Source organism: Malaciobacter mytili LMG 24559 (assembly GCF_003346775.1).
GTDB classification, from domain to species: Bacteria; Campylobacterota; Campylobacteria; order Campylobacterales; family Arcobacteraceae; genus Malaciobacter; species Malaciobacter mytili.
This window is the reverse complement of sequence record NZ_CP031219.1, coordinates 497,859-510,621: the sequence shown is the minus strand read 5'-3', so window position 1 is coordinate 510,621 and position 12,763 is coordinate 497,859. Positions and strand designations below refer to the sequence as shown.

The 12,763-nt window shown below is 27.5% G+C and carries 11 protein-coding genes; 5 read left to right on the top strand and 6 right to left on the bottom strand.

Annotated features, from left to right (window positions below; translation table 11 throughout):
• Window positions 1–2: 2 nt before the first annotated feature.
• Entirely contained in the window at window positions 3–983 is a 981-nt protein-coding gene (locus AMYT_RS02600; RefSeq protein WP_114841012.1) for a calcium/sodium antiporter, read from the bottom strand.
• Between the two features lie 10 nt (window positions 984–993).
• A complete protein-coding gene (locus AMYT_RS02595; protein WP_114841011.1) occupies window positions 994–1,251 on the bottom strand; it encodes a TFIIB-type zinc ribbon-containing protein in 258 nt (85 codons plus the stop codon).
• A gap of 112 nt (window positions 1,252–1,363) precedes the next feature.
• Here AMYT_RS02595 and AMYT_RS02590 point away from each other — a divergent pair, with 112 nt between their 5' ends.
• A complete protein-coding gene (locus AMYT_RS02590) occupies window positions 1,364–2,041 on the top strand; it encodes a rhodanese-like domain-containing protein (protein WP_114841010.1) in 678 nt (225 codons plus the stop codon).
• Between the two features lie 323 nt (window positions 2,042–2,364).
• On the opposite strand, the gene AMYT_RS02585 is transcribed toward AMYT_RS02590, so the two are convergent.
• Both AMYT_RS02585 and AMYT_RS02580 read right to left on the bottom strand, forming a co-directional pair.
• A complete protein-coding gene (locus tag AMYT_RS02585; protein WP_114841009.1) occupies window positions 2,365–3,054 on the bottom strand; it encodes a response regulator transcription factor in 690 nt (229 codons plus the stop codon).
• Entirely contained in the window at window positions 3,047–5,059 is a 2,013-nt protein-coding gene (locus AMYT_RS02580) for a cache domain-containing protein (RefSeq protein ID WP_114841008.1), read from the bottom strand. The genes AMYT_RS02585 and AMYT_RS02580 overlap by 8 nt, the downstream gene beginning before the upstream one ends.
• 135 nt (window positions 5,060–5,194) lie before the next feature.
• On the opposite strand from AMYT_RS02580, the gene AMYT_RS02575 reads away from it, so the two are divergent.
• From AMYT_RS02575 to AMYT_RS02560, 4 genes are read left to right on the top strand one after another with little or no spacing between them, the layout of a single operon-like run.
• The gene (locus tag AMYT_RS02575; protein ID WP_228197883.1) at window positions 5,195–6,754 is read left to right on the top strand and encodes a flavocytochrome c; all 1,560 of its coding nucleotides are present in this window, start codon (window positions 5,195–5,197) and stop codon (window positions 6,752–6,754) included.
• A gap of 8 nt (window positions 6,755–6,762) precedes the next feature.
• Window positions 6,763–7,188, top strand: coding sequence for a cytochrome c3 family protein (locus tag AMYT_RS02570; protein ID WP_228197882.1), 426 nt, complete (start codon window positions 6,763–6,765; stop codon window positions 7,186–7,188).
• 12 nt (window positions 7,189–7,200) lie between these two features.
• The gene (locus tag AMYT_RS02565) at window positions 7,201–7,794 is read left to right on the top strand and encodes a cytochrome c3 family protein (RefSeq protein WP_114841007.1); all 594 of its coding nucleotides are present in this window, start codon (window positions 7,201–7,203) and stop codon (window positions 7,792–7,794) included.
• A gap of 24 nt (window positions 7,795–7,818) precedes the next feature.
• Window positions 7,819–9,459, top strand: a complete 1,641-nt coding sequence (locus tag AMYT_RS02560) for an HAL/PAL/TAL family ammonia-lyase (RefSeq protein WP_114841006.1) — start codon at window positions 7,819–7,821, stop codon at window positions 9,457–9,459.
• 27 nt (window positions 9,460–9,486) lie between these two features.
• Here AMYT_RS02560 and mfd read toward each other — a convergent pair whose 3' ends face one another.
• Both mfd and AMYT_RS02550 read right to left on the bottom strand, forming a co-directional pair.
• A complete protein-coding gene (gene mfd / locus AMYT_RS02555; protein ID WP_114841005.1) occupies window positions 9,487–12,456 on the bottom strand; it encodes a transcription-repair coupling factor in 2,970 nt (989 codons plus the stop codon).
• On the bottom strand, window positions 12,457–12,762 hold the full coding sequence (locus AMYT_RS02550; RefSeq protein WP_114841004.1) for a hypothetical protein: 306 nt from the start codon (window positions 12,760–12,762) through the stop codon (window positions 12,457–12,459).
• Window position 12,763 lies beyond the last annotated feature (1 nt).

Below are 12,763 nucleotides of genomic sequence, written 5' to 3'. Positions count from 1 at the left end.
TTTTAGATTGTAGTAGTTAGAAAATATCCTAAATAACTATTGTAAGCAATATAAACTAGAACTAAAATAAAACCTTCTATTCTATTAATTTTTCCTTGTTTTGCTCTAAATCCATAAGCCATTACAAATAAAGCAAGAGTTAATAAAAGCATTACAATCCAATCTCTATTTAAAACTTCACTTGAAATTGTTTGCATAGGAGTAATAACAATTGCTATTCCAATAACTGCTAAAATATTAAACATATTTGATCCAACTACATTTCCTATTGCAATATCATGTTCACCCTTTTTAGCTGCAATAACAGAAGCTGCTAATTCAGGTAATGAAGTTCCTAAAGCAACAATTGTAAGACCTATAATTAAATCACTTACTCCAAACTCATGGGCAATACCAACTGCTCCCCAAACTAAAACTCTTGAACTTGCAATTAATAAAACTAAACCTAAAACTAACCAAAAAATTCCTTGTTTTAAACTCATTTTTATCTCTTCAAGTTCATCATTCATCTCATTAGCAAAATTATCACTTTTAGTTTTTAGTGCAGAAAATACTGACCAAGCAATTAAACTAAAAAAACCTACTAATAAAATAATTCCCTCTATAAAAGTTAAAGAACCATCATAAAGTAAATATCCACTAAATAAAACAATTACTAATAAAAGAGGTAACTCTTTTTTTATAATTTTTGAATGAACAGCAATTGGAGCTACTAAGGCTGTTATACCTAAAATTAAAGCAATATTTACAATATTAGAACCAATTGCATTTCCTAAAGCTAAAGCTGGATTTCCTTCATATGCTGCAATTGCTGAAACAACCATTTCAGGTGCACTTGTACCAAATCCTACAATTAAAATACCAATTAAAAGTGTAGGCATACCTAAATGTTTAGCAGTTGAAGCAGCACCTTCTACAAATTTATCTGCACTCCATACTAAAAGTGCAAATCCAGCAATAATTGCTAAAGAATATAAAATCATTAACTACCTTTTAAAAATCAAAAAGCTCTGATAAAAAACTTTTTCTTTTATAATTTCCATTTTGTTTATGCTTATAAGAGTCATATTTACTTGAAGAAGAATTTCTATAATCATTGTATTGAGATGAAGAAACACTACTTCTTTGTATTATTTTATCAAGTTCTCCCCTATCTAGCCAAACACCTCTACATGAAGGACAATAGTCAATTTCAACACTTTGTCTTTCACTTATCACTAAATCTATATCTTTACAAATTGGGCATTTCATAAATATCCTTTTAAAAGTAAGATATAATATTTTACCAAAGGTCTTTTAACAAATTTTTAATAATAGTGTGTTTAATTTGTTATGATATTAAATAAACTTTAAAGGAATTCATATGAAAAAAATTTTGCTTTTACCTATAATTTTAAATTTTGCCTTTACTTCAGAACTAACTATACTTCAACTTTCAGGAGTAAAAGCACAAGTTGAAAATGAAGAAGTTCTAATACAAAGGGAAATTCATAGTGATTGCATAAAATTTGCAATGGAACCAGAACTATTTTGGGGTGAAGATTTTGCAAAAAAAGAAGTTTCTAATAATTGTAAAAAAACTTTTATTACTTCAAAAGGAATGGTACAACCAATAAATTATAATGATAAAGTAAAAACAGTAGGAGAACTTGAAGTTTTAGAGTTTATAAAAACAAAATACAATAAATCTGTAAATAATTATGCTTTAGTGGATACAAGACCAAAAAGCTGGTATGAAACAGGTACTATTCCAACTGCTATTAATATTCCTTTTGATGAATTGGAAGAAGATGAACTATTTATGGATTTATATTTAGAAAATTTAAAAAAACTTGGAATAAAAAAACAAAAAGATACTTATAACTTTGATAATGCAAAAACCATAATTGTTTTTTGTAATGGGGCTTGGTGTAAGCAATCCCATGTTGCTTTAGATAGACTTATTGAAATGGGCTATCCTCAAGAAAAACTATTTTGGTATAGGGGAGGTATTCATAGCTGGAACTCGATGTCTTTTACTATTATAAAACCAAAAGAGTAAATTTTAAAATATTTTATAAAAAGTATAAAAAACCCACTTTTTATACACTTGTGTTGCATATAATTTGATTTGAAAAGGCAAATAGGACTCAAATATTTGCTTCCTTTTAACACTCCTTGGTAAAAAAAGAAAGTCTTCCCTCTTTCTTTTTTTCAAATATTAATGTTTTAACATTATTATTCCATAACCTATCAGAAGTTTTTTAACTTCTGATATTCTAAAAGATTAAATTTAGATAAGAAAAACTCTCCTCTATCTAAAATATATATTATTAAACTATTAAATTTTTTAGAAAGTAAAAGTAAAATAGACCTTTAAAAGGTCTATTTTTTTGAATTTATTATATATCCAGAACCAGGTACACTCTCAATTAATTTTAAATAAGTTTTTGTCCTAATTTTTTTAATACACATTCTTAAAGCTTCAATACTCATACTTTTTTCTTGCCAAACATAACTCTCAATTGTAGTAAAATCAACAACTTTATTAATATTTGACATAAGAAGATGTACAAGCTCTTTTTGTGTTTTTGTTAATTTTACTGGTCTATGTTCTTTAAATAAAGTTTTTGTATTACACTCATAATGAAAGTTCTCTTCTAACTCAATATTTGAATTATAAATATCTTTTGTTGCCATTAAAAGAGCTGTTTGAAGTTCTTCAATTTTTATAGGTTTTCTTAAATAACTATAAGCACCTTGATTAATACTCTCTAGCATATTTTCTGAATTATCATAAGAAGTCATAATAATAACTGGTAAATGAGGAGAGATTTCATGTAAAGCTTTTACCATTTCTAAGCCATTCATCTCTGGCATATTAATATCAGCAATAACAACATCAGGTTTTTTGCTTTCATACATTTCAAACCCCTCTATTCCATTATTGGCAATATCAACTTTTTTACAGTGAAAACTTAAAGACTGTTTTATAACATAAGCAGTCATTTCATCATCTTCTACAATTAAAACATGTATATTTGATAACTTTCTTAATACTTTTGCATCAATCATTTTCTTCTTTCCTTTTTAAAGGTAGCGTTAATAAAAACTCTGTTGGATTTTCATAATTACTTATAGATAAACTTCCATCAAGTTTTTTCTTAGCAATTAAACGAGAAAGATATAAACCTTTTCCCGTTCCTTTTTGCTTTTTAGTTGTTTGAAAGGCTTGAAATAGATTATTTCTAATTTTAAAAGAAATTCCATTTCCATAATCTTTAACTCTTATATAAAAAATCTCTTTTTTTAAAAAAATTTCAATTATAATCTTTTTAGGACATTTTTTACAATCAATAATTGCATCTTTTGAATTATGTATTAAGTTTGCAATAACTTGTTGAAATTCATTTTTATAATTTAAGCACTCTAAAGTTTCAGCTTCAAACACTTTAATTTCAAGCTCTATTCCAAGATTTTTAAAATGAGGTGAAAGTATATAAAATACTTCATTAATTGCCTTATCTATTTCAAAGCTTTCAGCTTTTTTACTTGTTTTATAAAAATTTCTAAAAGTTTCAATAGTATCTGCTAAATAGTGAATATTAACCATACTATGTTTTAAATTTTCTTCAAATATCTCATCAGTTAAATGCCCCATTTGTTTAAATTGAAGTAGGTTTCCAACCATTATAGATAAAGAGTTTAACGGTTGTCTCCATTGATGAGAAATTGCAGCTATCATCTCTCCTAAATCAGCCATTTTTGCCTGTTGAAAAAGAATATCTTCTTGCTCTTTTTTATAAATTTTTCCTTTTTCTTTTAAAGTAACATCTTGAAAAAATAATATTAAACCTTGATAAGTTTTATCACTACTTAATACAGGTAAAATTGTAATATGAAAGTATTTCTCACTCTCTTTATGCATTATATCAACTTCAACAGTCTGTTTTAAAGCTTTTACTTCTTTAATCTTATTATAAATTTCAATACTAAACTCCAATGGAAAAATCTTAAAAAGATTATTTTCATAGTTTAAAAAAGTATCTTCCACATCTTTTTTATCTATTTTTAAATACTCAGTAAAAGAAGTGTTAAAAAATAAAATCTTATTTGTTGAATCGGCTATTAAAATCCCCCTATCAGCAAAATCAATAAAGTGATTTAATAAAGTTTCAGTTTTTTTTAGTTTTTCATCACTTATATTTTGTCTATTTTGATAAATTACATTTAAAATAATAAAAACTAAAACACTAATAGCATATATGGTTAAATTTATCAATAATTGAAGGTTTATTTTCTTATATACACTACTTTTATTTAATTGGGCAATAATAAACCAATTTGATTGATTTATATGGTCATGGGAAAAAATATAACTATCAAATTCATTATTAACTTTTGTCATTTTATTTTCTGTTGGAAAGCTGTAAAAAGAGTTTTTTAATTGCTGTTTTTCATCAGGATGAAGCAGTATTCTTCCATAACTATCAATTAAAAAAGCTATTCCATCATAAGGTAAGGGAATATCTAATATTTCATTTCTTATATCATTTAAAGGAAGTATTCCACAAATTACTCCTTGTTTTTTATTTTCTTCAAGAAAAGGAGTACATATTGCAACAACTACTTTTTTAAAACCTACATCAAAATAAGGGTCTGTAATAGTAGTTTGTTTATTTACTTGAGTTTTTATATACCAAGGTCTAGCTGTTGTAATATAATTATCAGGTTTATTCCAACTAAGCCCAGATAAAGTAGTATCATCTTCATATCCCACATAAACATTTGCAAAACTGGCAACTTCTTTACTTTGTAAAAGTATATTTTCTATATCTTTTGCATGTTTTGTATGGTCTATATCTTTAATAAAATTCTTAATAACTTCCATACTATTTATTTTTTGATTAAGCCACTTACTAATTCTTTTTGAAGCACCTTTTATAGTATTTGTTTGCTGGTCAGAAATCATACTTTGAAGGATATGTAAATTAATAATATAGTTACTTAAAATAAGTAAAAAAAATATAAGACTAAAACTAAAAAATATTTTAGTATTTTTATAAAAAGGTTTTCTCATCAACTATTCTTTTTCTAATATTTTATTTTAAATTATATCCCTTTTACTTTTATATGGGACTGAACTTTTTGGTTATTATTTAGACCCACTACTTTATTTATAATTTGATTTAACAAACCATAGAAGGAGTTCATTTTGAAAATTACTAGAAGAGAATTTGTTAAAAATGCTACTGTTCTAGGAGGTATTACTTTTATGGGAATAAATACTAATTTATTCGCACAAGAAGAGAGTATCAAATGGGATGAGGAGTGGGATATTGTAGTTGTGGGTTCTGGTTTTGCCGGTTCAGCTGCTTTATGCCAAGGCATTGAATTACAAGCAAAAACATTAATGATTGATAAGATGCCAGTACTTGGTGGAAACTCAGCTATTAATGGAGGTGCCTTTGCAATAGTTGGTTCACCTCAACAACAAGAAAGAGGAATAGAAGACTCTTATGAATTATATGTAAAAGATATCTATAAAGCAGGACTTGGATTAAATCAAAAAGAGTTAGTTGAAGTTATTGCAAAAAATGGATTTGAAGCATATAAATTTACAACACAAAGAGGTGTGATTTATAGAGATAACTTAGGACACTTTGGAGGACACTCTGTTCCAAGAACAATTTGGCCAACAATTAACTCAGGTGGAAAAATTACAATTCCTTTACAAGAGTATGCTCTTAAAAAAGGAGCAACTATTAGAACTAAAGTGATTTTAGATGATTTAATCTTTGATAAAAAAGGTAAAAAAGTAATTGGAATAAAAGTAAGAGAAAATTACAAATTTAAGTTTGATCCTAATTTCAATGAAGAAAATAATAAAACTGGGGTTACTAAGTACTACAAAATAAATGGTGGAGTTGTTATGGCAACTGGTGGGTTTTCTTATGATGTTAATTTTAGACAAAAACTTGATTCACAATTAACACCAGATTTAGACTGTACAAACCATTATGGGGCAACAGCATACTCTTTAAAAATGATGATGAAACATAATGTAAAAACTAAAGATCTAGCTTGGATACAAATGGGACCTTGGGGCTCACCAGATGAAAAAGGTTTTGGTATTGCTCCTGTTTTTGCAATTCCTGCTTTTGCTTATGGAGTTATGGTTGATGCAAGAACTGGAAAAAGATTTGTTAATGAATTAGCAGATAGAAAAATTAGAGCTGAAGCTATTTTAAAAATCCATAAAAATGCAGATGGAAGTTTAACTCATCCAATTGTTTTTTGTGATAGCGTAGGGGCAACAGGAACTAGAAAAGAGAATGTTTATAGAGGTATTCATAAAAAAGTTATTCATAAATTTGATACATTAGAAGATTTGGCAGAATTTTATAATATTCCTGTTGAGAGTTTAAAGAAAACTGTTGAAGATTATAATAGATATGTAAAAAATGGAAAAGATGAAGAGATGAATAAACCATTTTTTAAATTAAGAAATAAATTTGTTCCAGATATTTCTAAACCTCCTTATTATGCCTTTAGAGCTATTCCTAAAGTACACCATACTATGGGAGGAGTTGCTATTGATACAAAAGCAAGGGTACTTGATAAAAATGAAAATCCAATTGAGGGATTATTTGCTGCAGGTGAAGCTGTTGGAGGTCCTCATGGTGCAAGTCGGCTTGGAAGTTGTGCAATTCCAGATTGTTTGGTATTTGGAAGAATTGCAGCTCAAAGTGCAGTTGAATTATTAAAAGTATAGGAGAAGAAATGAAAAAAATTATCTTAACAGCAACTATTACTATGCTTGCATTTTTTGCAATAGTTGTATCTGCAAATAGTACAGATTCAAATATTGCTACAAAAATCCAAGATGATAATAGTAAATACTCTAAAAAAAATTATCCTATTAAAGCACACCATGAGAAATTAAGGTTTCAATGTGCTGATTGTCATGGAGATGGACCAAAAGAGTCTTATAAAGAATTAACAACTAAAAACTGTTTAGAATGTCATAAAGATTATAAAACTTTAGCAAAAAGAACACAGTTTTTAGGATATGATGATAATATTCACGCATCACCTCATTATCCAAAAATGGATTGTAATTTATGTCACTCATCACATAAATCAACACAAAATTATTGTGTAATGTGCCATTCTCAAGACTCTATGAAAAAATTATTAGTACCATAAGGAGTAGATGAGATGAAATTTGATTTTTTAAAAAATAAAAAAATATTATTAACAATAATTGCAAGCAGTATAGTATTTGGATTAATTTTTACTTTTACTGGACATAGTGCAATTAAAGCAACAAGTGATGATAAGTTTTGCGTATCATGTCATACATGGATGCAACCTATGGTGGATACTTATTTAGATGATAAACATGGAGGTAAAAACCAATATGGAATTAAAACAACATGTGTTTCTTGTCACCTTCCTCATAGCAGTTTAGCAAGCTATTTATTTACAAAAGGGGTAAATGGTGTTGTTGAGGTTACCTCAGCACTAACAAAAGACCCAAATAAAATGAATTGGCAAGAGCATAGAAAAAATAGAGAATCTTTTGTATATGATAGTGGTTGCCTAAATTGTCATAAAAATATAGAAGAGACAGAAAGTCAAAGCACAGCAGCAACAAAAATGCATAATTTATATACTAAATATAAAAATGCAGATAAAGACCCACTTAAATGTACAAGTTGCCATAAAAATGTGGGGCATGAAGATTTAAGTAAAGTATTATATGATAGAACTCATGAACCAGTTGGGGAATGGGAAGAAGATTTAAAATAACAAACTTTAAAAAAAGGATAAACAATGTCTAAAATAATTTTATTAAAAACAAGTTTAATTGCATTTGGAATGATAAATGCTTTTGCAGCCCCAGTTTTACTAGATGGTAAACATATGTCAAGTGATAAAATTTTACAAGTAGCAAATGGTGAAGAGATTAAAATTAGTAATGATGCTATTAAAAAAGTACAAACTTCGCATAATGTTTTAATTCAAGCTGCCGAAAATGGACACAAAATCTATGGACTTACAGTTGGAGTTGGGTTAAATAAAGATAAAAAAATGGTTGATGCAAAAGGTAAATTAAGTAAAGAAGTTATAGAAGCTTCTACAAACTTTAACAAAGGTTTAATCCATGCACATTGTGGTGGAGTTGGAGAAGATTTACCAATTAAAGAAGCAAGAGCTGTATTAGTAACTAGATTAAATAATATTTTAGTTGGTGGAACAGGGGTACAATCTAAAGTTGTAGATATGTATAAAACTTTTTTAAATAAAAATATTATTCCAGCTATTCCTTCAAAAGGTTCAATGGGTGAGGCAGATATTACTATTTTAGGACATATTGGTCTTGCTATGATTGGAGAGGGTGAAGTATATTATAATGGTGTAAAAATGCCAACAAAAGAGGCATTTGAAAAAGCAAATGTTAAAAAAATCTCATTATTTGGAAAAGATGCTTTATCAATTATTAGCTCAAATGCTTATTCAGGAGCTTTAGCTGGACTTGCACTTGAAGAGATGAAACAATTAGCAAAAGTATCTAAATATGTTTATGCTTTAAGTTTAGAAGCTTTAAATGGAAATATTGCACCTATGCATACAGAAACTAGAAAATTAAGACCTTTTCCTGGTTATGTAGAAGCAGCAACACAAATCACTAAAATCTTAGATGGTAGTTACCTTTGGGAAGAAGATTCATCAAGAGCTTTACAAGATCCACTAAGTTATAGAGATGCAGCATATATCTTAGGAACACTTGATACTTCAATTAAAAAATTAGATAATTTAATGCAAATTCAATGGAATTCATCAGATGATAATCCAGGCATTGCAATAGATGTTGAATCAAAAACAAATAGATTTCAAGAGAAAAAAGTATATGTAAAAACTGATGTATTAAAAGGTGCAGTTGTACCAACAGCAAACTTTGAGCCTATGCCTTGGGTAGTTGAATTTGAAGCAAATGCTATTGTATTAGCACATAATTCATTAGCTTCTGCACAAAGATCAAATAAATTATTAGACCCTAAATTTACAAAATTATCAAGATTTTTAGGAACTAAAAATACTGTACATGCTTTTGGAGCTATGCAAAAACCATATGTTTCACTTGCTTCTAAAAACCAAGTTTTAGCTAACCCTGTATCTTTAAATTATGTACCAGTTGCAGGAGATATTGAAGATATTGCAACAAATGCACCTGAAGTATTAAATAGAGTTAGAACTCAAATTGATAATTTATACCATATTTATGGAATGGAGTTATTAATTGCAGCACAAGCTATTGATTTAAGATTACAAGAAAATCCTAATTTAAAACTATCAGCAAAAACTGAAAAATTATATAATGACTTTAGAAAAGTTGTAAAATTTTTACAATATGATAGACCTTTAACAAATGATTTTAAAAATGCAGCAAAATTTTTAAAAGAGTATAACTAAAGAGTAAAAAGGCCTTAAAAGGCCTTTTTATTTTCTTAAATATTTTAAAGTTGTAGCAATAATGTCATCATCATCTTTTGAAGGAGATTTTATACTTACTTTAGTCTCGTCCTCTTTTATAAAAGTAATATTCATCTCATAAGAGCTAATAGTTTTAATATTTAAACCTAAAGCATAAATTTTTATTAAAATTAGTTCTAAAAACTGTTTTGTTGGAATATCAGGTTTTCCAAATCTATCTTCCATCTCTTCTTCTATTGTATAAACTTCCTCTTTTGAATGAGCTTTACTAAGTCTTCTATATAGCTCTAACCTTACCCTATCTTCAACTATATAATCACTTGAAATATAAGCACTTATTGCAAGTTTAATATCAACAGATTTATTTTCTTGTTTAATCTCTCCACTTAGAGTTGCTAAAGCATCTTCTAGCATTTTTAAATATAAACCATATCCAATTTGTTTAATATGCCCACTTTGAGCTTCACCTATAATATTACCACCACCTCTTATTTCTAAATCTTGATGGGCTAAAGCTGTACCACTGCCTAAATATGAATTAGTCTCTAAAGCAAGAAGTCTTTTAATAGCATCACTTGTAATTGTTTTTTTATCTTCAACCACATAATAACAAAACCCCTCTTTATTACTTCTACCAACTCTTCCTCTTAATTGATGTAAATCTGCAATTCCAAATCTATCTGCACCATCAATAATAATAGAGTTTGCATTAGGTAAATGAAGTCCAGACTCCACAATAGAAGTAGCTAATAAAACATCAAACTCTTTGGCTTCAAAAGCATCTATTATCTTTTCAGCTTCTGTTGGTTTTACTTGTGAGTGAATAATTTGAACTTTAATATTTGGAACTATAGCTTCTATATCAGCTTTTTTAGCTTCCATTGAAGAGATATTATTATGCACATAAAAAAGTTGTCCACCCCTTCTTTTTTCTCTTAAAATTATCTCTTTTATTAATTTCTCACTATACTCTTTAACATAAGTTCTAACCCCTAATCTTTCACTTGGTGGAGTTAATAAGCTACTCATACCCTTTAGTTTACTTAAGGCTAAATTTAAAGTTCTTGGAATTGGGGTTGCACTCATAGAGAAAATATGTACATCTTCCCTTAAAGCTTTTAATTTCTCTTTTTGTTTTACTCCAAATTTATGCTCTTCATCAATTACAACAAGAGCTAAATTTTTTGTTTTTACTTCAAGTAAAGAGTGAGTTCCTATTACAAGTTGTATTTCACCACTTTGTAAACCTTTTTTAATATGCGTTTTCTCTTTTGCAGTTGTTTTACCATCAAGTTTTGCAATTACAATACCATACTCTTTAAATCTTTTAGCAATTCCATGATAATGTTGAGTTGCAAGTAAAGTAGTAGGACAAACAAAAATAGCTTGATAACCATCTAAAATTGTGGCTAAAAGAGCATTCATTGCAACTTCAGTTTTACCAAATCCCACATCACCAGATAGTAGCCTATCCATTACTTTTCCACTACTTAAATCTTCAAAAATTTCTCTTACACTTCTTACTTGATCTTTTGTATAATCAAAGCCTGCTTTAGTTTGAAACTCATTTAAAATTTGTTTATTTGTATCTATTTTAATACCATTTATAAGCTCTCTACTTGCAGCTAATTTTATAATATCATTTGCAATTGCAAAAAGTTTATCTTTAACTTTTTCTTTTAATTTAGCAAAACTTCCTTTGCCTAATTTATCAACTACTGCATAAGAGCTTCCATCAGCTACATATCTATCTATTAAATCTATATTTTCAACAGGAATTAATAGCTTATCATCACCTGCATACATTACAACTACAAAATCTCTTTTTGCACCCATAACCGTAACAGGTTCTATTCCTAAATATTTACCAATACCATGTTTTTCATGAACTACAAAATCTCCAACTTGTAACTCATCTAAAACAAGTCGTACTTTTTTCTTTCTTTTCTTTTTTATTTGCTTATTTAAAGAGATAATTACTTCTTCATTGCTTACTAAATTAATAATATAAGGTTTTATTACATAATTTATATTTTTATTACTAAGCTCTAAATCAAAACCTTTTATCTTTGCTTCACTAGAAGAGATAATAGTGATTTTTTTGCCCTCATGAAAAGTAATAAATTCTTTTACATTTGCAACTTCTATATTTTTATATTCTTGTGATTTAGCAACTAGAGGAAGAGATAAAAATTTATCTTTGTTTATTCTTTTTTCTTCAAATACATAAACTTCTTCAAGTTCATCTAATGCTTCATAAGTTATAAAACTATTCATATTTGAAGGTAAATACTCCCCTAAATCATTTAAATACCAAAATCCAAGGGAGTGTATATCTTTTATAAATGCATCTGATTCAACCTTTTGAACTTCTTCATTTATCTCTTGAAAAGTTAAATCATCTAAGGCTAAAAAAGCAGGCGTTATGGTAAAACTCTCTATTTCTTCTTTAAATGATTTTTGATCTTCAATATCAAACTTTCTAATACTTTCTATTTCATCATCAAATAAAGAAATTCTATATCCTGTTTGGCTTCCTAAAGGACAAATATCAATAATATCCCCTCTTATAGAAACCTCAGCTTCAGAAGTTACAATATCAACAAAATAGTAACCCCAATTATAAAGTTTTGATTTAAACTCTTCTAAATTTAAAGTATCTGCAAAATTTATTGTAAAATTATCAAAACATTTAGCCTTTGGCATAGGATAAGTTATAGTTCTAATAGGTGAAATAAGTATTTTATTTTGTTTTTTATAACTATAAAAACCATTTAAAGCTTTTGTTATTTCTTGTAATTCTTCATTAAAAGATAATAAATCATCTCCAAAATTTGCTCTAAAATCAGATAAAACAAAAGGTTCATAACCTAAATAAGAGGCAATATCATAAGCAATTTGTGCTTGTTTATCATCATTTACAATTAGTAATTCACAATTGTTTTTTTGTGATAAAAACTCATAGATATTATTCATCTATTTTACTTGTTCAAAATCATTTGTATTTTTATCAAATTTATAAGCTTGCCAAGGTAATTCACCAATTTGAAAAATCATATTACACTCTTCAAATCCAGCTTTTTCTAAACCTTTTCTAAATACTTCTAAAATATATGCTTTTGTAGAAAATGTTGTTGTTGTACTTTTTCCTGAATAAGCAAATTCTTCGCCTTCAACTATTAAAAAACCCTCTTTTTTTACATGTTTTTCAAGCTTTTCTTTATTTTGTAATCCTGTTACTTCTAAAACTACTAATACTTCTAATTCTTTTAATTCTTCCATT